At 58.6% G+C, this 22971-nt stretch carries 22 protein-coding genes; 9 read left to right on the plus strand and 13 right to left on the minus strand.

The features are described 5' to 3' along the window. Positions 1 to 14 precede the first annotated feature (14 nt). The 3 genes from ACTZWX_RS08060 (at position 15) to trmL (ending at position 2543) form a co-directional block, all read left to right on the plus strand. A complete protein-coding gene (locus ACTZWX_RS08060) occupies positions 15 to 755 on the plus strand; it encodes a pteridine reductase (RefSeq protein ID WP_444713496.1) in 741 nt (246 codons plus the stop codon). A 139-nt stretch (positions 756 to 894) separates the two neighbouring features. After that, positions 895 to 2073 (plus strand): acetyl-CoA C-acetyltransferase, encoded by a 1179-nt coding sequence (locus tag ACTZWX_RS08065; RefSeq protein ID WP_444713497.1) that lies wholly within the window; start codon positions 895 to 897, stop codon positions 2071 to 2073. 5 nt (positions 2074 to 2078) lie between these two features. Continuing rightward, the gene (gene trmL, locus ACTZWX_RS08070; RefSeq protein WP_444713498.1) at positions 2079 to 2543 is read left to right on the plus strand and encodes a tRNA (uridine(34)/cytosine(34)/5-carboxymethylaminomethyluridine(34)-2'-O)-methyltransferase TrmL; all 465 of its coding nucleotides are present in this window, start codon (positions 2079 to 2081) and stop codon (positions 2541 to 2543) included. Here the strand turns inward: trmL and ACTZWX_RS08075 are convergent. From ACTZWX_RS08075 to ACTZWX_RS08110, 8 genes are all read right to left on the minus strand, one after another. After that, the gene (locus ACTZWX_RS08075) at positions 2501 to 3316 is read right to left on the minus strand and encodes a heme ABC transporter ATP-binding protein (protein ID WP_444713499.1); all 816 of its coding nucleotides are present in this window, start codon (positions 3314 to 3316) and stop codon (positions 2501 to 2503) included. The genes trmL and ACTZWX_RS08075 overlap by 43 nt on opposite strands. Beyond that, on the minus strand, positions 3316 to 4353 hold the full coding sequence (locus tag ACTZWX_RS08080; protein WP_444713500.1) for a FecCD family ABC transporter permease: 1038 nt from the start codon (positions 4351 to 4353) through the stop codon (positions 3316 to 3318). The genes ACTZWX_RS08075 and ACTZWX_RS08080 overlap by 1 nt, the downstream gene beginning before the upstream one ends. Further along, complete coding sequence (locus ACTZWX_RS08085) at positions 4343 to 5197, minus strand: heme/hemin ABC transporter substrate-binding protein (RefSeq protein WP_444713501.1); 855 nt, start codon at positions 5195 to 5197, stop codon at positions 4343 to 4345. The genes ACTZWX_RS08080 and ACTZWX_RS08085 overlap by 11 nt, the downstream gene beginning before the upstream one ends. Beyond that, positions 5194 to 6267, minus strand: a complete 1074-nt coding sequence (locus ACTZWX_RS08090; RefSeq protein WP_444713502.1) for a hemin-degrading factor — start codon at positions 6265 to 6267, stop codon at positions 5194 to 5196. The genes ACTZWX_RS08085 and ACTZWX_RS08090 overlap by 4 nt, the downstream gene beginning before the upstream one ends. A 3-nt stretch (positions 6268 to 6270) precedes the next feature. Then, positions 6271 to 7395, minus strand: coding sequence for an HmuY family protein (locus ACTZWX_RS08095; protein WP_444713503.1), 1125 nt, complete (start codon positions 7393 to 7395; stop codon positions 6271 to 6273). A 37-nt stretch (positions 7396 to 7432) separates the two neighbouring features. Then, positions 7433 to 9436 (minus strand): TonB-dependent receptor plug domain-containing protein, encoded by a 2004-nt coding sequence (locus ACTZWX_RS08100; protein WP_444713504.1) that lies wholly within the window; start codon positions 9434 to 9436, stop codon positions 7433 to 7435. A gap of 140 nt (positions 9437 to 9576) precedes the next feature. After that, on the minus strand, positions 9577 to 10074 hold the full coding sequence (gene secB / locus ACTZWX_RS08105; protein ID WP_058090491.1) for a protein-export chaperone SecB: 498 nt from the start codon (positions 10072 to 10074) through the stop codon (positions 9577 to 9579). Positions 10075 to 10206: 132 nt separating this feature from the next. Beyond that, on the minus strand, positions 10207 to 10623 hold the full coding sequence (locus tag ACTZWX_RS08110; protein WP_061332982.1) for a rhodanese-like domain-containing protein: 417 nt from the start codon (positions 10621 to 10623) through the stop codon (positions 10207 to 10209). Positions 10624 to 10839: 216 nt separating this feature from the next. Between ACTZWX_RS08110 and gpmI the strand changes: the two genes are divergently transcribed. The 4 genes from gpmI (at position 10840) to ACTZWX_RS08130 (ending at position 15847) form a co-directional block, all read left to right on the plus strand. Beyond that, on the plus strand, positions 10840 to 12387 hold the full coding sequence (gene gpmI, locus ACTZWX_RS08115; protein WP_444713505.1) for a 2,3-bisphosphoglycerate-independent phosphoglycerate mutase: 1548 nt from the start codon (positions 10840 to 10842) through the stop codon (positions 12385 to 12387). Between the two features lie 56 nt (positions 12388 to 12443). Continuing rightward, positions 12444 to 13544: a murein hydrolase activator EnvC family protein gene (locus tag ACTZWX_RS08120; RefSeq protein ID WP_444713849.1), complete on the plus strand. Its 1101-nt coding sequence runs from the start codon at positions 12444 to 12446 to the stop codon at positions 13542 to 13544. An 87-nt stretch (positions 13545 to 13631) separates the two neighbouring features. After that, a complete protein-coding gene (locus tag ACTZWX_RS08125; protein WP_444713506.1) occupies positions 13632 to 15026 on the plus strand; it encodes a S41 family peptidase in 1395 nt (464 codons plus the stop codon). Beyond that, on the plus strand, positions 15023 to 15847 hold the full coding sequence (locus ACTZWX_RS08130; RefSeq protein ID WP_444713507.1) for a divergent polysaccharide deacetylase family protein: 825 nt from the start codon (positions 15023 to 15025) through the stop codon (positions 15845 to 15847). Before ACTZWX_RS08125 ends, ACTZWX_RS08130 begins: the two co-directional genes overlap by 4 nt. Before the next feature lie 98 nt (positions 15848 to 15945). Here the strand turns inward: ACTZWX_RS08130 and hisF are convergent, their stop codons facing one another. The 5 genes from hisF to ACTZWX_RS08155 form a co-directional block, all read right to left on the minus strand. Further along, complete coding sequence (hisF, locus tag ACTZWX_RS08135) at positions 15946 to 16719, minus strand: imidazole glycerol phosphate synthase subunit HisF (RefSeq protein WP_444713508.1); 774 nt, start codon at positions 16717 to 16719, stop codon at positions 15946 to 15948. A gap of 9 nt (positions 16720 to 16728) precedes the next feature. After that, positions 16729 to 17466, minus strand: coding sequence for a 1-(5-phosphoribosyl)-5-[(5-phosphoribosylamino)methylideneamino]imidazole-4-carboxamide isomerase (gene hisA / locus ACTZWX_RS08140; RefSeq protein WP_444713509.1), 738 nt, complete (start codon positions 17464 to 17466; stop codon positions 16729 to 16731). Positions 17467 to 17675: 209 nt separating this feature from the next. Further along, a complete protein-coding gene (gene hisH / locus ACTZWX_RS08145; RefSeq protein ID WP_444713510.1) occupies positions 17676 to 18317 on the minus strand; it encodes an imidazole glycerol phosphate synthase subunit HisH in 642 nt (213 codons plus the stop codon). A 27-nt stretch (positions 18318 to 18344) separates the two neighbouring features. Next, positions 18345 to 18938, minus strand: a complete 594-nt coding sequence (hisB, locus tag ACTZWX_RS08150) for an imidazoleglycerol-phosphate dehydratase HisB (protein ID WP_058090483.1) — start codon at positions 18936 to 18938, stop codon at positions 18345 to 18347. A 106-nt stretch (positions 18939 to 19044) separates the two neighbouring features. Beyond that, positions 19045 to 19506, minus strand: a complete 462-nt coding sequence (locus ACTZWX_RS08155; RefSeq protein ID WP_444713511.1) for an SRPBCC family protein — start codon at positions 19504 to 19506, stop codon at positions 19045 to 19047. 194 nt (positions 19507 to 19700) lie between these two features. Between ACTZWX_RS08155 and ACTZWX_RS08160 the strand changes: the two genes are divergently transcribed. Together ACTZWX_RS08160 and mutY are read left to right on the plus strand one after the other, a co-directional pair. Beyond that, positions 19701 to 21875: an AsmA family protein gene (locus ACTZWX_RS08160; RefSeq protein ID WP_444713512.1), complete on the plus strand. Its 2175-nt coding sequence runs from the start codon at positions 19701 to 19703 to the stop codon at positions 21873 to 21875. Continuing rightward, complete coding sequence (gene mutY / locus ACTZWX_RS08165; RefSeq protein WP_374787451.1) at positions 21872 to 22936, plus strand: A/G-specific adenine glycosylase; 1065 nt, start codon at positions 21872 to 21874, stop codon at positions 22934 to 22936. Before ACTZWX_RS08160 ends, mutY begins: the two co-directional genes overlap by 4 nt. Positions 22937 to 22971: the final 35 nt, after the last annotated feature.

Below are 22971 nucleotides of genomic sequence, written 5' to 3' on the forward strand. Positions count from 1 at the left end.
CAGAGGAATTCTGTATGGCAGCTCCTGTTGTTCTGATCACCGGCGCCGCCCACCGTCTCGGCGCCCGTACCGCGGAGGTCCTGCACGCCCGGGGCTGGAATGTGGTCATCCACTATCGTTCGAGGACGGACCAAGCGGCCGAACTGGTGGACAAACTGAACCAAAAACGGTCTGACTCAGCCACCTCGATACAGGCAGACCTGACAGACATGGAACAGGTTGTCAGCCTGGCCAAAACCGCCTGCCAACATTGGGAGCGCCTGGACGGCCTGGTCAACAACGCCTCAGTCTTTTATCCCAGAACCACCGAAGACTCTGGCGAAGACGACTGGAACGCCGTCATGGGCGCCAACCTGAAAGCGCCATTCTTTCTGCTCAAGTATTGCTTGCCGGAACTGAAAAAAAACAAGGGAGCCGTGGTCAACCTGATCGACATCTACAGCGAAAAACCACTGAACGATCACCCCCTGTATTGTGCCAGCAAAGCGGGCCTGGCCGCCCTCACCCGATCCTGGGCCAAAGATCATGCCCCAGAAATCAGGGTAAACGGTGTATCGCCTGGCGCTATACTCTGGCCAGAGGGCGAGGCCGAAATCGACACGGTTTACCAGCAGGCCATTCTGGACAAAACACCCCTGTCCCGTACCGGCAACCCCGACGACATTGCCGGTGCCATCGCCTACCTGTTGTGCGATGCCCCGTTTGTGACCGGTCAGATTCTTTCCGTCGATGGCGGTCGTAGCCTGAATATGTAAATCACTCCCGGCAGGCTGAATCAACCCATACCTTGGTTGTTTTGGCCGAGCCGGGCTTTCCCGCTACAATGCTTGCCAGCATGTATTAACACGCCGGCAGGCATCTTCCTGATCCTGCCCTTTGCAACGGAGAATTCCCATGCGTGATGTCGTGATTGTTGCCGCAAAACGTACCGCTGTTGGCAGCTTCGGTGGCGGTTTGTCCAGCCTGCGGGCCGACCAACTCGGTTCCGCCGTGATCAAGGCACTGATGGAAGAAACCGGCGTGGCCGGCGAGCAGATCAATGAAGTAATCCTGGGCCAGGTACTGACTGCCGGTTGCGGTCAGAACCCTGCCCGCCAGGCAGCCATCAATGCCGGCCTGCCAAGCTCCACACCAGCGATCACCATCAACAAGGTATGTGGTTCCGGCCTGAAAGCAGTTCACATGGCGGTACAAGCCATTCAGTGCGGCGATGCCGAGATGATTGTCGCTGGCGGACAGGAAAGCATGAGCCAGGCGCCGCACGTTCTGCCCAACAGCCGTAATGGCCAGCGCATGGGCAACTGGAGCATGGTCGACACCATGGTGAACGATGGTCTGTGGGATGCCTTCAACGATTACCACATGGGTATCACCGCCGAAAACATCGTGGAGAAGTACGGTATCAGCCGGGACGAGCAGGACGAATTCGCCGCAGCCTCCCAGCAAAAAGCCGTGGCTGCCCAGAACGCCGGCTATTTTGACGGCCAGATTGTTCCGATCACCATTCCCCAGCGCAAGGGCGACCCGCTGGTGATCAGCAAAGACGAATGCCCCCGCGACGGCGTGACCGGAGACAGCCTTGGCAAACTGCGCCCGGCGTTCAAGAAAGACGGCTCCGTGACCGCCGGCAACGCCTCATCCCTGAACGACGGTGCCGCCGCTGTGATGGTTTGCAGTGCCGAGAAAGCCAAGGAACTGGGCCTGACCCCGCTGGCCACCATTAAGGCCCACGCCAATGCTGGTGTTGACCCCACCATCATGGGTACCGGCCCGATTCCCGCCAGCCAGCGCTGCCTTGAGCGGGCCGGCTGGACGGCCGCAGAGCTGGACCTGATCGAAGCCAACGAAGCCTTCGCGGCCCAGGCCATCTCGGTCAACCGGGACATGGGCTGGGATACCAGCAAGGTCAACGTAAATGGCGGCGCCATTGCCATTGGCCACCCGATCGGCGCCTCCGGCTGCCGTATTCTGGTTACCCTGCTGCACGAAATGGCTCGCCGCGACGCCAAGAAAGGCCTGGCGACTTTGTGCATCGGTGGCGGCATGGGTGTAGCCCTGGCGGTAGAGCGCTAAGCCCGGTGCTGCACGTTGTACTCTATGAGCCGGAGATACCGCCCAATACCGGCAATATCATCCGGCTCTGCGCCAACACCGGCTGTCAGCTGCACCTGATTGAACCGCTGGGGTTTTCCCTGGAGGACAAACAGATGCGCAGGGCCGGGCTGGATTACAGCGAGTACGCCACCATAAAGATCCACCCGGATTACGCCAGCTTCCTGGAAACCGAACAGCCCGCAAGGCTGTTCGGGCTCACCACGAAAGGCAGCCGCCACTATCACGAGGCCGATTTCCAGGATGGCGACTACCTGATGTTCGGGCCGGAAACCCGAGGGCTGCCAGCAAACGTTCGGGAAGCCCTGCCAGAACAGAACCGGCTGCGGGTGCCCATGCGCCCGGAGAGCCGCAGCCTGAATCTGTCCAATACCGCGGCCCTGGTGGTTTATGAGGCCTGGCGGCAGACCGGATTCAACGGCGCCGTCTGAGCACTCCCGCTGGCAAGGGGAATGACCAGCGGATAGCCCTCAGGGAGTTGGATAACCCGGGCCCGATAGCCGTAAACCGCTTTCAATAGTGACGGCGTCAGAACCTCACCGGAGCCCCCTTCATGAAAGCAGCGGCCGGACTTCATGACCACCATTCGGTCTGCAAACTGAGCCGCAAGATTGAGGTCATGGACAATGGCCAGCACGGCCACCCCGTGCTCCCGGGCCATTGCGCCCACCAACTCCAGCACCATCTGTTGGTGCGCAGGGTCCAGTGCCGACGTGCACTCGTCCAGCAATAACAGTCGATCCTGCCGGGTATCCCATATCTGCCCCAGCACCCTGGCCAGCTGCAACCTCTGCTGTTCCCCGCCGGACAATCCCGGCACCAGCCGATGCCGCAAATGCTTGATCTCCAGGGCTTCCATCAGGGTTTCCGCCACGGAATCCACGCATCGACGGGTTGCGGCCGGACGACCAAGGGCCACCACTTCCTCCACCGTCAGTGGGAAGTTAACCTCAACACTCTGAGGCATAATCGCCCGATGGCATGCCAGCTCACCCGGACACCAGCCACCAAGTTCGCGGCCGGCTAGACGGATCCGGCCCCGGTACGGCAATTCTCCAGCCAGTGCTTTCATAAGCGTTGACTTACCCGCACCATTCGGCCCCAGCAGCATCATCACTTCACCAGCAGACACCGTCAGATTGATATCGCTGACAATCTCCGTTCCCGCTAACGATACACTCAAGTTCTGAATTTCCAAGACCATCACATCACCTTTCTCCGCATGAGCAAACCCAGAAAAAACGGACCTCCGATCAGAGACATCATCAGCCCGATGGGCAGCTCGGCGGGTGCCACAACAACGCGCGCGACGGCATCAGCCGCAACCAATAGAGTTCCCCCCATCAGCGCACTGACTGGCAACACCACTCGATGACTCGCCCCCAGCAGCTGCCTTACCAGGTGCGGCACAACCAATCCGACAAAGCCGATCAGTCCGCTAACAGCCACGGCTGCGCCAACACCCAGCCCGACAACCAGTATCGCTACCTTCTTAACGGTGGCTGTTCGATACCCCAAGTGGCCCACTACCGATTCGCCCAACAAAAACGCGTCCAGTGGTCTGGCCAGCCAGGGTGCTGCCATTAAAGCCAGGATCATGAAAGGTGCGCCCAAAACAAGATCGTCCCAGGCAGCATGGCCAAGGCTTCCCATTGTCCAGAACGTCAGGGATCGTAATGCCTCATCGCTTGCGTAGAACGTCAGCAAACCGGTTGCTGCGCCCGCCACTGCGTTGATGGCAATACCCGCCAACAGAAGCGTTGCCACAGCCGTCTGGCCAGCACGACTGGCAATTCGCCAGGCCAGAATAACGGTGCCACTACCGCCGGCAAACGCGGCCAGAGGCAACGCCCACTGCCCCGCCAGGGTCACCCAACCACCAAGGGCCGTCCCGCCAAGAACGATGACGGCAATGGCGGCCAGTGACGCACCAGCGGAGACACCAATCAGGCCAGGATCTGCCAGGGGGTTTCGGAAAAGTCCCTGTAGGATCGCGCCGGAAACCCCTAATACAGCTCCAACCAGAAAGCCGAGTAGAAACCGGGGTAACCGGACTTCCAACACAACCATAGCCGCTACCGGGTCCGAAGCTTCCCGGCCGGAAACGACCTTGAGAATATCCATCAGTGCAAGGTCGTAAGCACCACTACCAATCGATGCCAGGGCCGCAACCGCCAGGAGAGCTCCCAGCAACAAGAGCGCCGGCGCCAACGGCAAACGACCGGAATGGTCACGGATCATTAGCGGCTATTTCCCTTTGGCCGGGCAAGGCATCGTTAAGCGTCGCCATCGCTTCCGGCAAGCGAGGGCCGAAGCCAAGCAGGAACATACTGTCGGCCACCAGCCGATGCCCGGACTGCCATGCTTCAAGGCGTTCAACCTCTGGCCACCCCGCAATGTCGAACTGGCCCGGAGTGGATTCCGCGATCACCACCGCATCAGGGCGGGAAGCAAGAATCGCCTCCCGGTTGGCCGGTTTGTACCCTTTAATACCCTGGGCGGCATTTTCGGCCCCGATCAGTTCAACCAGAGCATTCGCTGCAGTCTCCGACCCGGCCAACATGACCGAGTGGTTGCCAGCGGCGAGGATGAACAGGATTCTGGGCTGGTAATCACGGTTTCCGGTGTTCTGTTGAATCCGGCGGATATCTGCCTCGACGCCAGCCACCAGAGCCTGCGCTTCCTCGGTTGCCCCGAGCAGCTCGCCAACAGACAATATGCGCTCCAGCGCTGCCTCCGCGGTCCACCGCGACGGCAGTTGCGCAACCCGAACCCCGGCGCGGGCGAGGCGCTCAAGATTCCGGGCGGGCGCTGCCTGCTCTGAGGTAATCAGCATATCCGGCTTCAGTGCCAGAACGCCCTCGAAAGGCAAAGCGCGCAGATAACCAACCTTGGGTAGCTCAGCCGTTTGCTCCGGATAACCGCTGGTGGTATCCACTCCAACCAGGCGCGACTCCTGCCCAAGGCGATAGACGATTTCGGTGATGGCACCGTCTGCAGTCACCAGGCGGCTCGGTTCGGCAAACACCGAGCCCGATGCCAGCGACAATCCAATCAGAATGAACAGGGGCCACCGCAGCCTCATGACAAAGCCTCAAGCGTTGCGACCTGTTCACGCCAGAGTTCGGATTCCGGAATGCCGGGTTTACGTTCACCAAAAACCGTCAGAACCAGTTCTCCGTCTCCATTGAAAGCTTCCACAGATGTGATCAGACCATCGGTGGACGGACGTCGTACCAACCACCAGCGTTTGATGCCGTCGGTGTTAGCGTGCAGGTTGAAGCCCGAATCCAGTACGTTCATCCAGGGGCCAGTGCGGCGAACATTTGTGACACCCCCGGTAAAGATCTGGACAATCCCGGGATTGCCGACAAAGAACATCGCCGGGCATTGGCTGTCTCTCAGCAATCCCAGCAACCGATCCAGCACATTCTGATCCCCTGACTGCAGCTCCGTGGCCCACTCCCCACGCACCAGTTCGAGTGCTGTCAGGCGGTCAGCACCGGCACGCTTTAACAGGGCTCCAAAATGATGGACATCCTTGAGTTTCTCCCAGCCGGTGCGCAGCGCATCAACATCCACGGTTTCCGGGGACGAACGCTGCAATGTCTCTCGCCGGCCTACCGGTTTAAAGGCTTCCTGGCGGGCTGCTGTAAAGCGTTCGACCATTTTTTCCCAGGCATCCGCATCGGTCGTGTCCACTCGATAGATCTTGTGAATGGCCGTGCCGTACTGGTCGAAAAACTGAAGGCTTTCCCGTAGCCCGGACCGCACCTGCTCCAGTACCCGGTAGCCCCAGACCCAGTGTTTGAAAAACACCCGTATGTCAATCTCTCCAACCGCCAGCCCCATAGCTCCAGAGCCGCCAATCGTGAAGTCTCTGAAGCAACCGGTAACTTCATGAACTACCTCGTTGTTGCGGGCAAGAATCATCACCGGTCCGACCTGCTCCAGGGCTCCAAGGATCTGACTAAATTCGTTTACGAGTGGAATGACGGCATCGCGCTCCCGGAGTCGTACAAGCTCCATTTCGCTGACCCCAAGCCGGTCTGCGACCTGGCGGATCCTGAGATTCGGCTCCTGTTGTCTGATGGCTTCCCATCGCGCCGGCAGGTTGTCCGGCACACTTACTGAATCGGCTATTGCCTGTTGCATGACTTACTCCTCGGCTTGCTGAAGCTCCACCGGCAACCAACGAACCGTAGGCTGCCCGCTGGTTCCGTTCTGGTCGTAGTATCCGACGATCTGCAACGCCCAGACCGCGGACTCAGGATCATCAGCCTCCGCCTTAATCAGGAAGGTTCGGAAGTTGGGCCAGATTTTGTGTTGGTTGGTCAGGTTGTAGGCGTACCAGGTGTTATCCGTGAATACCCCGCCGGTTGAGTCCGTGTTGTAGAGCTGGGGAACACCCGGATCGCTGTCATTGGCGGCAAGTTCGCTCCAGGTCATCGGGTCGGAGGCCCCGCCTTTACCGGCGCCAGACACACCGCTGTTGGATTTCAGGTACCAGTCCCGACCAGAGAAGCCGACCTGGACGTCCCAGTTGTCGCTGGTATCACAATCGACAACGGCATCTGAGTCAAAATCGAAGCATACGTCGCCGCCGTCATAGCCTGCAGGGGGTGTGAAAGTGACTGGTGTGGTGCTGAATTGCGACGCGCCAGAGGCCTGCACGTCAAACTCCAGTGTGAAATCCTCAATACCTTGTCCTTCGCGGGTCGGGAAATTGAAGTCGACAACCCGCATTCGGGCATAGCTATTTCCCTCGGCAGAACGCACCAAATAGCCAACATCGTCTGCCTCGCTGATCACGCCCGTGGAAAAATCATATTGAGACCAGGTATCTGAGGCCCCAAATGCACTGGCAAAGGCATCCTCCTGCCAGCTAGCCGGCTCTTCAAGAATGCCCAGCAAGTGCTCCTGCTCGGAGTTGGCGGTCGCGTTGGTGAACATATTCGCGACGGGGTCGCCATTACCATCGTAAAAATCGTCCTGGGCAATAGCCAGAGCGCCGACAACGCTGCCGGTTCCGGAAGCACCGCTGTTCACCCTGAAACTCAAACGGTTGGCGGCAATGTGCCAGTCGCCACCTTCCTCCACCATCGCTCCGGTTTCCAGATTGAGGTAGACGGTCTCCGTTGCCGCGGGCAGCAACTGCTCGGAAAAATCGCTGACATTATCTGCATCGTCCTCCGCGATGGAGTTGTCACTACCTCCACCACAGGCCGTCAGAGCCAGGGTGGCCAGCACAACGGCCATAGGCCTGTTTTCGAAAAGTTCCATGGATGTCTCCTTAATATGTTTTTCGGGTGTTCGGGCATCATTGGCCAAAGGAAACCGTTAGCCCGGCGTAGAGGAAACGCCCGGCAACCGGTCTGAAATCTTCACTGGCATTGGAAAAATCACGCTGTTCGCCGCTAATGTTCTCGGCTCCGGCGAACAATCGAAGCTGGTCGGAGAACTGGTAGTTCAACTTCAGGTCGGCCGTTGTATACCCCGGGGACTCGGTTCCCGAGGCCGCATTCACGAACTCTTCACTCTGGTACCGAAGCCTCGCACTCCAGGACAATCCGGGCAGCCAAAGCGGACCATCCAGCCCGAGGCGCGCCTGATGCCTCGGGCGGCGATTAAGCTCATCGCCTGTTGCCACGTCTTCGGTTCGGGTCAGGGTATAGCCGGCGGTGAGTCGCCAGTGCTCAGAGGGTTCCCAGCCAGCCGTGGTCTCGAATCCCCAGGTCCTTGCCTCGGCAAGGTTTTCATAGGAGAAAACCTGAACTCCGTCGTTCCGCGCCTCGGTAGCCTCGGCATCCGGCGAGGTCTGGATCAGTTGCTCGATGTCATTAAAGAAGGCGTTGGCTTCCAGCCATGCAGATCGGTTCCAGGACAGGCCTCCTCCAAACTGGTAGCTGACGGATTGCTCCGGCTCCAGATCAGGCGTCCCCTGCACGATGTAGCCAAGCTGACTGTGGTCAAAAGTGAAGTGCCGCTCCTTGAGATTCGGCACCCGATATCCAGCGCCGACACCAGCGCGGAGGAAGCCGGTCAGAGAATCAGTCCGGATCAGGTCGTAGCGCGCATTGATCTTGGGGGCGGTGTGGGTTCCGAAATCGGAGTCATTCTGGAAACGGACGCCGGGCACCAACTCAAGATTCGCGGTAGGCATCCAGGTGTCCTGAACCCAGACCTCCTGGCTCTCACGCTGTCGCCGAGGCTCAGCACCCAGTTCGGAAGCGCCGTCCTTGGTCTGCTTGAGGGTTTCGCGGTTGACATCGACACCAGCCTGCAAGTGATGACCGAGCCCCACCGGCTTGCCCAAATGGGCAGAAAAACGAGACAGAGTAGATTCGGCACGACGGTCATCAAAGACACTGCTGGCCGTGTATTTCAAGGTATCGTCGTTGAGGGTCTCATGGACAGCAGCCCAACCGGCACGCAGATCTGAATTGCGACCATGATCGCCAGCCAGGGTATAGCGGGTGCGAGTGACTGTTTCATCCTTACCCTGATTGATAACAAAAGGCGGGTTGCGTTCGGTAAACCGTGACCCGGACTCCTCTTCGAATCGGGCGACCGCAGCGCTCAGCCGATGGTTGCTGTTTGGAAACCAGTCGGTGCGGAAGCTAAGGTCGGTTCGGTCGTATTCATCGCCCGGTCGTGCCCAGGTCTCTGGCTGCGGGTCGATGCCATCGGAATGCTGGTGTGATGCGGATAATCGAAGGGCCAGCTGTTCATTGCCACCCTGGACCGAGGCTCGGGCCGAATATCGCGCGGGGTCGGCATCACGCCCAGAAGGGTTCTGATCGCCATAGGTACCGACGTCGGTGGTGAAATGACCAGAGAACCCGGAAGCTGGCGGACGGGTGATGATGTTGACCACCCCACCGATACCGGCACTGCCGTATTGAGCAGACACAGCTCCCTTGACCACTTCGACACGCTCGATATCAAGGACAGCCAACTGACTGACATCAACGGATGAACCGGTCGTCGCCGTCATCGGCATACCATCGATCAGCACCAGGACCCGGTCAGCCTCAATTCCCTGCAACCAAACCTCATACCCGGGTTTCCCGTGAACCTCCCGCAGCTGAACCCCGGGCACGTTCTCCAGCGCTTCTTTCATGCTCCGGGCGTGAGTTTTCTCAAGTTCCTTCGCAGTGACGACTTCGGTACGCACAGGAGTGTCCAGCAACTGACGCTCCGTTCTCGTTCCAGTGACAACCAGCTCATCCAGATACAAGGCCTCGGCAATCAGGTTGCCGGAACTTCCCAAAAGCAAAAGGAACAGCGACGACCGCCCGAGATCACATTTCGAATTCAACATACCACACACCAATAATCGTAATGCGAACGATTATTGTTTTGTTTAATAAAAAGATCAACCCCTTTGATTGATGAATATCAAGCGCGCACAAAAAAAACCGGCCTCAGCCGGTTTTTTCATATTTCCAGAAAACCAAACGTTTAGTGAGTCTGCTCTTCCTTGGCCTCACCTGCCGCCTCTTCCTGCTTGCGCTTCAGCGCCTGGGCGTAAATCGCGTCAAAGTTCACCGGCGCCAGCATCAGGGCCGGGAAACTGCCCTTGTTGACGATACCGTCGATGGCTTCGCGGGCGTAGGGGAACAGAATAGTCGGGCAGTAAGCGCCCAGCATCTGGCCCAGCTGCGGGCCTTCAATACCAGACACCATGAATACACCGGCCTGCTGGATCTCAACGATGTAGGCCACCTTCTCACCCACTTTGGCAGTAACCGTCAGCGACAGCACCACTTCATACTGATTATCACTGATCTTGTTGTGGGCGGTATTCAGATCCAGGTTCACCTGCGGCTTCCACTGCTCCTGAAACACCAGGGGAGCGTTCGGGGACTCAAAAGACAGGTCCTTCACATAAATGCGCTGAAGGGCAAACTGGGGTTGGTTCTGGTTTTCGGTGCCTGCGGCTTGCTGATTCTCAGCCATGATCAGTCCTTTCGTTCTGGTAAAAAGGGCAACAGCCCGATGTTATGGTCACGTGAGCCGAAACAGTCTACTGCGTGGTCCCGGCAGGTAATGTGAAACAGTGCGACAGTTCGGCAATCAGATCAAGCCCTGTTACTTTTTCACCAGCGGCAAATTGCTGGCTCTCCAATCGGTGATACCGCCATTCAGGCGCACCACGTTGGTATAGCCCTCAGCATTCAGCTGCTTGACAGCCATGGCCGAATGCTGGCCCATTTTGTCCGCCACAATAATCTGCTTGTCCTTGAACTTGCTCAATTCATTGGCACGGCTCTTGAGGCTGTTCAATGGGATATTGATGGAGCCGGTAATGCGACCTTCGCCAAATTCCTTACGGTCTCGGATATCCACCACTACCGCCTCATCCTTGTTGATCAAAGTAACGGCACCCTGAGCCGAAATTTTGGTGCCACCCCTCCGGGATTCCAACACCAGAATGGCCACCAGGAATGCCACGAACAGTGATACCAGAATGTAATGATTGACTACGAATTCAAACAAGCGGTCCATGAAAATACCCTGAAAATTTGATTTGGCGGGATTATACACACCCGTAACGACTCAAAGAAGGCAAGCGTCTTTGCCGGCAGGCTGCAAACCCGAGCCTCAAACCATAGTGCCAATGCATGATACCGATGTGCGCCCTTACGTGGCCTGCGCAAATGAAAACGGTTACAATCTGACCCACTTTAAATCCGCTACTTTCGCAATCAACCGGACGAAATGATGACCGAGACGCGCAAGCCCACTGCACTGATTATTCTCGACGGCTGGGGCCACCGGGACCCGGCTGAAGACAATGCCATTTCTAACGCCCAGACCCCGTTCTGGGACAAGCTCTGGCAGAATCAGCCCAAGACCCTGATCAACACCTCAGGGATGTTTGTGGGGCTGCCCCAGGGCCAGATGGGCAACTCCGAAGTAGGCCACATGAACCTGGGTGCCGGCCGGGTGGTCTATCAAAGCCTGACGCGTATCGACAAAGACCTTGAAGACGGCAAGTTTCAGAGCAACGACGCCCTGTGTAACGCCATTGATAAAGCCGTAGCCAATGGCAAGGCCGTGCACATCATGGGCCTGCTGTCCCCCGGCGGCGTACACAGCCACGAAGACCATATGCTGGCTGCCGCAGAGGTTGCTGCGGCCCGTGGTGCCAAAGAGGTGTACATTCATGCGTTCCTGGACGGCCGTGACATGCCCCCGCGCAGTGCTCGCCCGTCCCTGGAAAAAGCCGCAACCAAAATGAAAGCTCTGGGCGTTGGCCGGGTGGCGACTATCGTGGGCCGCTACTTTGCCATGGACCGCGACAACCGCTGGGATCGGGTGGAAGCCGCATACAACGCCATGACGTTGGGCGAGGCGGAATTCACGTTTGAAGATCCGCTCACCGCGCTGGATCAAGCCTATGAGCGGGGCGAAAACGACGAGTTCGTAAAAGCCACTCACATTCGCGCCGAAGGCCAGCCTGAAGGCACCATCAACGACGGTGATTCGGTACTGTTCATGAACTTCCGGGCCGACCGCGCACGGGAAATGACCCGTACCTTCGTGGAGCAGGACTTCGACGGTTTTGACCGCCGAAAACACCCGGCACTGGCCGACTTTGTGATGCTGACCGAGTACGCGGCAGACATCAAAACCTCCTGCGCCTACCCGCCGGAGCAGCTGAGCAATGGCCTGGGTGAATATATGGCCGCGCTTGGCAAAACCCAGTTGCGCATCGCTGAAACCGAAAAGTACGCCCACGTCACCTTCTTTTTCAACGGCGGCCTGGAAACCCCGTTTGAGGGCGAAGACCGCATTCTGGTGCCGTCCCCGAAAGTCGCCACCTACGACCTGCAGCCGGAAATGAGCGCACCGGAAGTCACCGACAAGCTGGTCGAAGCCATCAAGAGCGGCAAGTACGACCTGATCGTATGCAACTACGCCAACGGCGACATGGTTGGCCATACCGGCAAACTGGACGCCGCCATCAAAGCCGCTGAGTGCCTGGACCAGTGCGTGCAGCGAGTGGTGGAAGCCCTGGACGAGGTGGGCGGTGAAGCGCTGATTACCGCCGACCACGGCAACTGTGAGCAGATGACCGACCCGAACTCAGGCCAGCTGCATACCTCCCACACCATCGGCCCAGTGCCGCTGGTCTATACCGGCCACCGCAAGGTCACTCTCAAGAATGACGGCAGCCTGTGCGATATTGCACCGACCTTACTCGCCCTGATGGGCGACGAAAAACCAAAGGAAATGTCCGGGCACAGCCTGGTCGATTTCAGCTGATCCGGCTGCCGGAATACGTGTTCTCACGGCTCGCCATACTGGTGCTGGCCCTCTTGCTGGGGGCCACACCGCTTTATGCCCAACAAGAAGTCACGCCGGCCCAGGTGGAAGCGCTGAAGAAGCGTATCGCCAATATCGACAAGTGGCTGGTCAGTGCCGAGAAGAACCGCTCAGACCTTGAAAAACAACTGGTTGCGACCGAGCGCAGAATCAGCGAACTGACCCGCGAACGCCGAGAGCTTCGGGCCCGGGCGGATGATCAGCAGAAACGGCTTGGCGAACTGCAGAAACAGGAAAACGAGCTGGCCAATACCCTGGAGAAGCAAAGAGACGGCCTGAAGAAACAAATACGCGCCGCCTGGATGGAAGGCGATGCACCAGCCCTGAAAGTTCTCCTCAATGAAATCGAGCCGGGCATGATCGCCCGCACCCTGACCTACTACGAATATCTCAGCAAAGATACCGTTGAACGGCTGGAAGCCTTCCTGGCCAGTCTTCAGGAACTCAAAGCCGCCCGCGCGGCCGTCCAGGCCAGCCGGGTGGAACTGGCGAAAACCGAAAGCAATCTTGAACAGCGCCAGAAGCAACTGGCAGACACTCGCAAGGAACGGGAACAAACCCTGGCGGCCCTGAATGCCGATATCCGTACCCGCCGAGGCGAGAGGGATGATCTGGAGGCAGACCGCAAGCGTCTGGAGCGGCTGCTGGAAGAGGTTCAGGAAGCCATTGCCAGCGTTCCCGCCCCCAACGAATCGCGCCCCTTTAAATCGTTGCGCAACCGCCTGCCATGGCCGGTTCAGGGCCGGGTTGTGAGTAACTACGGCGCAACCTACGCCGATGGCAAGCTTCGCCGTAATGGCCTCATCATGAACACCTCGGAAGAAGCCGAGGTCAAAGCCGTACACTACGGCCGGGTCGTCTTCGCCAACTGGCTTCGCGGTTTTGGTCTGATGACCATCATCGACCACGGCGACGGATATATGACATTGTATGGTCATAGCAGCAGCCTGTTCACCGCCCCCGGGGACTGGGTAGGTGCTGGCGAAACCATTGCCCTGGCAGGGCGCACCGGAGGCACGGAAGATCCGGCCGTGTATTTTGAAGTGCGCCAGAACGGCAAACCGGTCAACCCCCGCAGCTGGCTTGGCAAACCCTGAACCAAAGGGCTGACAAACACCGCGCCGGGCGCCATACTGTCTGGAGCCTAGCTGGTCCAACTTGCGGAAACACAACAGGATATGTGAATGAAACGGGTTAGAAGTACTCTCCAGATCTCACCACTACGTGCCATCGCACTTGCGACCTGTTGTCTGGCCGCCCCCGGACTGGCCCTGGCACAAGACCAGGAAGCCCAGACCCAGCAAATTCTCGAAGGCATCCAGAACGGCGAGCGGGTACAGATTCAGCTCCCTGACCCGGAAGAACAACTGCCCCTGGATGACCTGAGGAAGTTCACCGAAGTCTTCAGCCGTATTAAAGCCGCATACGTGGAAGAGGTGTCAGACCGCAAACTCCTCGAAAGCGCCATCAAAGGCATGCTGTCTGACCTGGACCCCCACTCCACCTACCTGGCCCCCAAGGATTACGAGGAACTGGAAGAAAGTACCTCCGGTGAGTTTGGCGGTCTGGGCATTGAAGTGGGTATGGAAAACGGCTTTGTAAAAGTCATTGCCCCAATTGACGACACCCCCGCTCACAAAGCCGGCGTACTGGCAGGTGACCTGATCATCAAACTGGACGAAAAGCCGGTCAAAGGCATGTCGCTGGAGGAAGCGGTCAAGCTGATGCGCGGCAAACCGGGAACGGTACTGACCCTGACCATCATGCGGGAAGGCGAGAGCGCCCCGATCGAGATCGACGTTACCCGCGATGTCATCAAGGTAACCAGCGTTAAATCCCGGATGATTGAAAATAGTTACGGCTATGTGCGGATTACTCAGTTCCAGGCTGAAACAGGACGGCAGTTCCGCCAGGCCCTGATCAAACTGGAGGAAGAATACGGCGGCGACCTGGATGGCCTGATTATCGACGTTCGCAACAATCCCGGCGGCGTATTGCAGGCAGCCGTCGAAACCGCAGACGCCTTGCTGGATGAAGGGCTGATTGTTTACACCGAGGGGCGCATCCAGAGCTCTCGGCTTCGCTTCAGCGCCAAAGCCGGCGACATTATGGAAGGCACCCCCATCGTTGTTCTGATCAACGGCGGCTCGGCCTCCGCATCCGAGATCCTCGCCGGTGCGCTGCAGGACCACGGCCGTGCGGTGATTATGGGCACCAAGTCGTTCGGCAAAGGCAGCGTGCAAACCGTTATCCCGCTGGACGAAACCCACGCCATCAAGATGACTACCGCCCGCTACTACACACCGGAAGGCCGTTCAATCCAGGCTACCGGTATCAAGCCTGACATCAAAGTGCGCCCCGCCGAGCTGACCGAACTTGACGGCCGCCCCTTCTTTACCGAGGCAGATCTGAGCGGTCATCTGCAAGGTCAGGATGAGGAACAGGAACGCCTGGAACGGCAGCAGCAAGCCGAAACTCCGGCTTCTGCAGCTGAGCGCGATTACCAGCTGCGTTCCGCGCTAAACCTGTTGAAAGGCATGAACATTCTCAACCGGCGGGATCAGGGCAAAAATCAGTGAGGCTATTGAAAACCGTTGTTCTGCTGGCCGGCTTGATGGTCGGGCCGGCAGTCTTTGCCGCGAGCCCCTGGGGAGATCAGTATCCCCCGACGATTGCTATTATCATCGATGATATGGGCCATAACCTGTACGAGGGTCAGCGGCTGGCCCAGATGGAACAGCCGCTGACACTGGCCTTCCTGCCCTTCCGCAAACACACCACCTCTCTCGCCAAGCTCGCCCACCAGCAGGACAAGGAAATCATGCTGCATGCGCCAATGGCCAATACCCGGCACTTTGGCCTGGGGCCCGGCGGGCTGACACCGGATATGGACGAAGCAACCCTGACCAAAACCCTGAGGCGCTCACTGCAGTCCATCCCCCATGTAAGCGGCGTTAACAATCACATGGGCAGCCTGCTGACCCAGCAGTTGCAACCAATGGACTGGGTGATGAAAGAGTTGAATCGCTACCCGGTGTATTTTGTCGATAGCCGCACCATCGCCAACTCGATCGCCGGCAGGGTTGCCGATGCCTACCGGATTCCCAGCCTGACCCGGGATGTATTTCTGGACCACGAACAAACCGAAGAGTTTGTAGACCAGCAGTTTCAGCTACTGATCAAAACCGCCAAAGAAAAAGGCACTGCCATCGGCATTGGTCACCCCCACAAAGTGACCGTGGATTACCTCGAGAAGCACTTGCCGGAACTGGATGCCCAGGGCATTGCGGTGGCAACCGTCAGCGGCATCTGGGCCATGCGTAATGGCAACCGGGAGATGTTTGCGGAAGGAGAAAAACTGCCGGTAGTGTTTTCTGTGGCGCGGAGTGATAAAGACTAATTTTTGGCCACGGACACTCGCGGACGTTCACGGACAACTACTCAAAGATCTTCGCTTTTCGTCCGTGCCTGTCCGTGAGTGTCAGTGGCAAAATTTCTTTAGTCCCGAACTTCAATCCCCTGGGCCTTCATAAAGGCTTTGGCCTCGGGAATGGTGTGCTGGCCGAAGTGGAAGATAGAGGCCGCCAGAACGGCATCGGCACCACCCTGCGTAACGCCATCGGCCAGGTGCTGCAGCTCACCTACGCCACCGGACGCAATCACCGGCACCGCCACGGCATCACTGATGGCGCGAGTCAGGCCCAGATCGAAACCGATCTTGGTGCCATCCCGGTCCATGCTGGTGAGCAGCAACTCACCGGCACCCATATCCACCATCTTTCTGGCCCATTCAACAGCATCCAGCCCGGTGGGCTTACGACCACCATGGGTAAAGATTTCCCAACGGGGCTCTTCGCCTTCTGCACTCACGCGCTTGGCGTCAATGGCCACCACGATGCACTGGCGACCGAAACGTTCGGCAGCTTCCTTCACAAATTCCGGATTGAATACCGCCGCAGTGTTGATGGATACCTTGTCAGCACCGGCATTCAGCAGCTTACGTATGTCGTCTACAGTGCGCACGCCGCCGCCCACGGTCAGCGGGATAAACACTTCTGCCGCCATGCGCTCTAAGGTTTCGTAGGTGGTGTCGCGGCTTTCACTGCTGGCGGTGATGTCTAGGAAGGTGATTTCGTCCGCGCCCTGTTCGTTGTAGCGTCGGGCCACCTCCACCGGGTCGCCGGCATCGCGGATGTCGACAAAGTTGACGCCTTTAACCACGCGGCCTTTGTCGACGTCCAAGCAGGGAATGATGCGTTTTGCCAGTGCCATGATCTGTCCTCAGTTTTTCAGGCTGTCGCAGTAGGCTTGCGCTTCGGCCACATCCAGGGTGCCTTCGTAGATGGCACGGCCGGTGATGGCACCGATGACGCCCTTGTCTGCTACGGTCGCCAGGCGCTTGAGGTCGTCCATGTTGGTGACGCCGCCGGAGGCGATTACCGGGATGCCGCCCTCTTCTGCCAGCTTGGCGGTGGCTTCCACGTTTACGCCTTGCATCATCCCGTCGCGGGCGATGTCGGTGTAAACAATGGAGGATACGCCGTCGTTGGCGAAGCGCTTGGCCAGGTCTACTGCCATGACTTCGGAGACTTCGGCCCAGCCGTCGGTGGCTACGCGGCCGTCTTTGGCGTCCAGGCCGACGATGATGTGGCCGGGGAATTCTTTGCACATTTCGGTGACGAATTCGGGCTCTTTAACGGCCTTGGTGCCGATGATGACCCACTCGACGCCAGCTTTCAGATAGGCTTCGATGGTTTCGGCGGAGCGTATGCCACCGCCGATCTGAATGGGCAGGTTCGGGTATTTTACGGCAATGGCTTTGACGATTTCGCCGTTGACGGGTTCGCCGGCGAAGGCACCATTGAGGTCGACCAGGTGCAGGCGGCGGGCGCCGGCGTTGACCCATTTGGTGGCCATGTCGACGGGGTCGTCACCGAATACGGTGGAGTCTTCCATGCGGCCCTGACGCAGTCTTACGCATTTGCCGTCTTTCAGGTCGATAGCGGGGATAATCAGCATTTTGTTCTTCCTCGGAGTTTGCCGTATGGGAGATGGCCGCCCGCCCACTGCTACGGGGAGAGCCCTCCGGGACACGCTGTGAATACGTCCGTGTACGCTTGACTGCAGCATCCCTGCTGCAGACAGTCCCCGAGGGCTCTCCCCGCATCAGCGGGCTACTCGTTTCTTGCCCGCAGAATCATCCGAGCAGCAACGAACGAGTTTCTCCCTCAGCTTTTTCCAGTCCAGTTCGTGAAGTTTTCCAACAACTGCAGGCCTGCCCGGGCGCTTTTCTCCGGGTGGAACTGCGCTGCAAATATGTTGTCCCTTGCCACCGCCGCAGCCAGGTCGACACCGTAACGGGTGCTGCCGGCCATGTCGGCGTTGCCGTCGGCTTCGGCGTAGTAGCTGTGCACAAAGTAGAAGCGGTCGCCGTCCGGGATGTTGTGCCAGAGCGGGTGGTCTACGGTGTGGTACACCTGGTTCCAGCCCATGTGGGGCACTTTCAGGCGTTCGCCGTATTCGGTGAGGTTGTCACCGAAGTAGCGGACTTCGGACGGAAACAGGCCGATGCCTTCCACGCCGCCGTTTTCTTCGCTGCGGGCCATCAATGCCTGCATGCCAACGCAGATGCCGAGGAACGGGCGGTCCTGGGAGACTTCTTTGACGAGTTCAACCACGCCCAAGCGGTGCATTTCGGCCATGCAGTCGCGGATGGCGCCAACGCCGGGCAGGATCACCCGGTCGGCTTCGCGGATTTTGGCGGCATCGTCTGTAACCAGTACGGTGCAGTCCGGGGCCACGTGCTCTACGGCTTTGCGGGCGGAATGTAGGTTGCCCATGCCGTAGTCGATGATGGCGACGGTCTTCATGGTGGTTCTGTTCCTTTCGGTGACCGGTTACAGGGCGCCTTTGGTGGACGGGGTGATGCCCGCCATGCGCTCGTCCATTTCAATCGCCATGCGCAGTGCGCGGCCGAAGGCTTTGAACACGGTTTCGATCTGGTGATGGGTGTTCTTGCCCTTCAGGTTGTCGATGTGCAGGGTCACCATGGAGTGGTTGACGAAACCCTGGAAGAACTCGGCAAACAGGTCAACGTCAAACCCGCCCACGCTGGCGCGGGTGTAGGGTACGTCCATGAGCAAGCCGGGACGGCCGGAGAGGTCGATAACCACGCGGGACAGGGCTTCGTCCAGGGGCACGTAGGCGTGGCCGTAGCGGCGGATGCCTTTTTTGTCGCCCACCGCCTGTTTGAAAGCCTGGCCAAGGGTGATGCCGATGTCTTCCACGGTGTGGTGATCGTCGATGTGCAGGTCGCCCTTGCAGGTGATGTCCAGGTCTACCAGGCCGTGGCGGGCGATCTGGTCCATCATGTGCTCAAGGAAGGGCACGCCGGTGTCAAAACAGGCTTTGCCGGTGCCATCGAGGTTGATCTCGACAGAGATCTGGGTTTCAAGGGTATTTCGCTCTACCCGAGCCTTGCGTTCAGCCATGGAGACTCCGTCTAGAAAACAGGCTTGCTACTGTAAATTTTCGATTCACAGATTATACCCGTTAACACAGCCGGAGTCCCGCAACCGCATCAATCGCCCCGATAGCTCAGAACGCGTTCTTCAGGTTGTTCATGTAGGTGTCTACAAGGCTGTTGAACTCGTGCTTGATGACCGGACTGATGGCCAGTTTGAGCAGGCTGGGCAGGGGCACCGTCAGCTGTGCGCTGGTCTGGAAGCGCACTTTGGTTGAGTTGTCGCCGTTGGCAGTGAGAGTCCAGGCACCGCTGACCACGCCGTTACCTTCGCCTTTTACCGGCTCCCAGGTAATCTTTCCTTTGTCTTTATCTGCGTGATATGTGCAGGCATACACAGACTGGATGGCGTGCTTGTCGACACCCACTTTTTCCATTTCCCAGCGGTAGGCGTTACCACCGAGGTCAACCAGTTTGTCTACTTTCGGGAAGTGGCTGGCAGATTTGGGGACATCTGCCAACAGATCGAATACTTCGTCATAGCCTGCCGGAATTTCCAGGTCCCGGTTCAGCTCAATCGATACGGTAATGGCCACAGCCGACTCCTTCTTATGCTTATTTATGTGCCGGGCGTTCGCGCCGGCTTCGTAAAAGGGGGTATTTTGAACCAAGACTAACGCATTGTCATATTCCTGCACTGTTAATTTACTAACCCTGCGTTATCCTTTGGGTTATTCATCCGTAATATGTCAGGCACCACACCCTGCCGGGAAGACAAGGAACTCGCACCATGAAAGTTATCCGCTATGCGCTTTACGCCGTGATCGCCCTGATTGTGCTGGCCGTCGCCGCTGTTGCCATTGCTGTTGCCGTGATCAATCCGAATGATTACAAACCCCAGATTGAGGCTTCAGTTGAGAAGCACACGAACCTGGACCTTATACTGGAAGGCGATATTGGCTGGTCTTTTATTCCCCTGGGCCTTGAGCTGAACGATGTCGAGGCCACCCTGGAAGGCGAGCGCCTGGTTGCGCTGGAGCGGCTGGTTGCCCAGATTGATTTCTGGTCGCTGATTGCCATGGCGCCGCGAGTGAACACCTTCCTGCTGGATGGCCTGGACGCGCGACTGGTGGTGAATGAGCAGGGCGAAGGTAACTGGACGCGCATCATGCCCGAAGGTGAACCCGCCGAGGCGCCTGAACAGGCGGCAGCGGAGCCAGACACAGCATCCGAGGAAGCAGCGGGTGGCGAGATGCTGGACTTCAATGTTGAGAACGTCGAGATCACCAACGCCCGGGTTCACTACAACGACCTGAGCACCGGCCAGTCCGTGACCCTGGAAGATTTCACGGTTTCCGCCAGCAATATCACCCTGGGCTCGGAATTCCCCCTCGATATTCGCTTCAAGGTGGAAACCGCCCAACCGCAATTTGCCGTTGATGGCAGCATCAGTGCCCGCGTGAACGCCAATCAGGCCCTGAGTGAGTTTGCGGTTTCCGCCCTCAAGGCAGTCTTTGACATGAACGGCGAACCTTTCGGTGGCAAATCCGTTAAGGCCGAAGTGGCCGGCTCGCTGCAGGCCAACCTGGAGGAGGAAACCGCTTCTCTGAACGACTTCACCGCCAGCCTGGCTAACCTGAAACTGAGCACCAACCTGAATGTAAAAGGTTTTGGCGATCAGCCAGCACTGGATGGCCGTCTGGAGATTGCCAGCTTCTCGCTCAAGCAACTCCTGAGCAATCTGGGCCAGCCGGCGATAGAAACCGAAGATCCGGATGTGCTCAAGGCCATCGCACTGTCCACCAACCTTGGCGGCCAGCCGGGCACCGTTGCCCTGAGCGATCTGAAAATCACGCTGGATGACACCACCTTCAACGGTGGCGGCAGCTACAACCTGACCAACGGTGGGCTGACCTTCAACCTGCAGGGCGACAAGATCAACGCCGACCGTTACCTGCCGTCAGCTACCGATGAAGATGAAGCGGCACCGCAGCAAGCCGCCGAAGCGGGCCCGGAAGGCGACCTGCTGCCACTGGAAACTATCCGGGACCTGCTGCTGGATATCGATTTTGGTCTGGGCGAGCTGATCATCAGCAACCTGACCATTAACGAGATCAAGGCCAGCACCACCGCCAAAGACGGCCTGCTGCAAGTGGATGAGTTCAGCGGCAAGCTCTATGACGGCAGCTTCGGCGCCAACGTCACCATCGATGCCCGTACCGACAACCCGAAATGGCGAGTTCGCTCTGACGTGACCAGCGTTAAAACACTGCCCTTGCTCACCGACCTGGCAGAAGTGGACATGCTGTCTGGCGCCGCCAACCTGAACGTAGCTGTCGACACCAACGGCAACCGCGTCTCTGCCCTGCGCAGCAATGCCAAAGGCGAGATCAGCTTCAACCTGGCCGAGGGCATGCTGCGCAATATGAACCTGACCCGTATGGCCTGCCAGGGCATTGCGCTGGCCAACCAGGAAACCCTGGGCACCACCGACTGGGGCACCCACACCCCCTTCAACGATATGCGCGGCACCCTGAAAATTGATGGCAACACCCTGAACAACACCGACCTGGTTGCCGCACTCGCCGGTATGCGCCTGGAAGGCGACGGCACGGTAGACATGGAACAGAGCCAGCTGGATTACGAACTGGGCCTCAGAATTGTGGGCGAGATTCACCGTGACAATGCCTGCCGGGTAACCGAATACGTACAGAACGTGGTGATTCCGGTGGAGTGCCGCGGCAATTTCGTTGAGAACCCCGCAGGCCTGTGCTCATTCGACGGATCACGTTTCCGTGACACCCTGAAAGACATCGCCGCCAATGCGGCCCGAGCAAAGGTTCGGGAAGAGACAGATCGCGCCAAGCAGCGGGCCGAAGAGAAGGCTCGCGAGGAAATCGACAAGCGCCTGGGCGAAGATGGCGAGCGTGTGCGGGATGCCGTTCGGGGACTGTTCAACCGATGAGCGACCGGTTCGCCGACCAGCTACTGGCGTGGTACGACCAACACGGCAGGCACAACCTGCCGTGGCACCATAACCGCAACGCCTACCGCGTCTGGGTCTCGGAGATTATGCTCCAGCAGACTCAGGTCACCACCGTGATTCCCTACTTCGAAGCCTTCATGGCCCGCTTCCCGGATGTCCAGGAACTGGCCCGGGCACCGGAAGATGATGTGCTCAGCCACTGGTCTGGCCTGGGCTACTATGCCCGCGCCCGCAACCTGCACAAAGCCGCCAAACAGGTGGTTGAGGAATTCGGGGGCGAGTTCCCCTGCGACCAGGAGCAACTCGAATCCCTCACCGGCATTGGCCGTTCAACCGCCGCCGCCATCATTGCACAGGCCTTCGGAAAACGGGCCACCATTCTGGACGGCAACGTAAAACGGGTTCTCGCCCGCTATCACGCCATACCCGGGTGGCCGGGGCAAACCCAAGTGCTCAACACACTCTGGGAACACGCCGAAACGCATACGCCCGATGACCGGGCCAGAGACTACACCCAGGCCATCATGGACCTGGGCGCCATGGTGTGCACCCGCAGCAAACCCGCCTGCGACACCTGCCCCATCAGCGATGGCTGTGCAGCCAAGGCACGCAACGAGGTGAAGCTTTACCCAGGCTCAAAGCCGAAAAAAGCCAAACCGGAAAAAACCACCTGGATGCTGATCCTGGAAGACGGCGAAGGCCGCATCCTGCTGGAGCGCCGGCCACCCAGCGGCATCTGGGGCGGCCTGTGGAGCCTGCCGGAGCTGGACCCGGCCTACGGCTCGGAAGAACTGCAGGACGCCTGTGAGAAAGAACTGGGTATCACCTGCCAGGACCCGGACCTGATCAGCGGCTTTCGGCACACGTTCAGCCATTACCACCTGCACATCCAACCCGCGCGACTGCCAGTCATAGACGTGTCCGGCATTGCCGATTCTGACAGGCATCGCTGGCTACATCGCGATGAAGCATTGTCTCTGGGCTTACCTGCCCCCATTCGCACCCTGCTGACAGAACCGGAGCAAGCGGCCCTGCTCTGACCCCAGCAATTGCCGATGCTCAAGTCACACCCGGA

Origin of the sequence: Marinobacter sp. NSM, assembly GCF_052380025.1 — a bacterium.
Classification (GTDB): Bacteria; Pseudomonadota; Gammaproteobacteria; order Pseudomonadales; family Oleiphilaceae; genus Marinobacter.

What these genes read in the sequence shown, in the direction of transcription:
- ACTZWX_RS08060 (WP_444713496.1), top strand. Translation starts at nt 15, where the DNA reads ATGGCAGCTCCTGTTGTTCTGATCACCGGCGCCGCCCACCGTCTCGGC.
- ACTZWX_RS08065 (WP_444713497.1), top strand. Translation starts at nt 895, where the DNA reads ATGCGTGATGTCGTGATTGTTGCCGCAAAACGTACCGCTGTTGGCAGC.
- ACTZWX_RS08075 (WP_444713499.1), bottom strand. Translation starts at nt 3,316, where the DNA reads ATGGTCTTGGAAATTCAGAACTTGAGTGTATCGTTAGCGGGAACGGAG.
- ACTZWX_RS08080 (WP_444713500.1), bottom strand. Translation starts at nt 4,353, where the DNA reads ATGATCCGTGACCATTCCGGTCGTTTGCCGTTGGCGCCGGCGCTCTTG.
- ACTZWX_RS08085 (WP_444713501.1), bottom strand. Translation starts at nt 5,197, where the DNA reads ATGAGGCTGCGGTGGCCCCTGTTCATTCTGATTGGATTGTCGCTGGCA.
- ACTZWX_RS08090 (WP_444713502.1), bottom strand. Translation starts at nt 6,267, where the DNA reads ATGCAACAGGCAATAGCCGATTCAGTAAGTGTGCCGGACAACCTGCCG.
- ACTZWX_RS08095 (WP_444713503.1), bottom strand. Translation starts at nt 7,395, where the DNA reads ATGGAACTTTTCGAAAACAGGCCTATGGCCGTTGTGCTGGCCACCCTG.
- ACTZWX_RS08100 (WP_444713504.1), bottom strand. Translation starts at nt 9,436, where the DNA reads ATGTTGAATTCGAAATGTGATCTCGGGCGGTCGTCGCTGTTCCTTTTG.
- secB (WP_058090491.1), bottom strand. Translation starts at nt 10,074, where the DNA reads ATGGCTGAGAATCAGCAAGCCGCAGGCACCGAAAACCAGAACCAACCC.
- ACTZWX_RS08110 (WP_061332982.1), bottom strand. Translation starts at nt 10,623, where the DNA reads ATGGACCGCTTGTTTGAATTCGTAGTCAATCATTACATTCTGGTATCA.
- gpmI (WP_444713505.1), top strand. Translation starts at nt 10,840, where the DNA reads ATGACCGAGACGCGCAAGCCCACTGCACTGATTATTCTCGACGGCTGG.
- ACTZWX_RS08125 (WP_444713506.1), top strand. Translation starts at nt 13,632, where the DNA reads ATGAAACGGGTTAGAAGTACTCTCCAGATCTCACCACTACGTGCCATC.
- hisF (WP_444713508.1), bottom strand. Translation starts at nt 16,719, where the DNA reads ATGGCACTGGCAAAACGCATCATTCCCTGCTTGGACGTCGACAAAGGC.
- hisA (WP_444713509.1), bottom strand. Translation starts at nt 17,466, where the DNA reads ATGCTGATTATCCCCGCTATCGACCTGAAAGACGGCAAATGCGTAAGA.
- hisH (WP_444713510.1), bottom strand. Translation starts at nt 18,317, where the DNA reads ATGAAGACCGTCGCCATCATCGACTACGGCATGGGCAACCTACATTCC.
- hisB (WP_058090483.1), bottom strand. Translation starts at nt 18,938, where the DNA reads ATGGCTGAACGCAAGGCTCGGGTAGAGCGAAATACCCTTGAAACCCAG.
- ACTZWX_RS08160 (WP_444713512.1), top strand. Translation starts at nt 19,701, where the DNA reads ATGAAAGTTATCCGCTATGCGCTTTACGCCGTGATCGCCCTGATTGTG.
- mutY (WP_374787451.1), top strand. Translation starts at nt 21,872, where the DNA reads ATGAGCGACCGGTTCGCCGACCAGCTACTGGCGTGGTACGACCAACAC.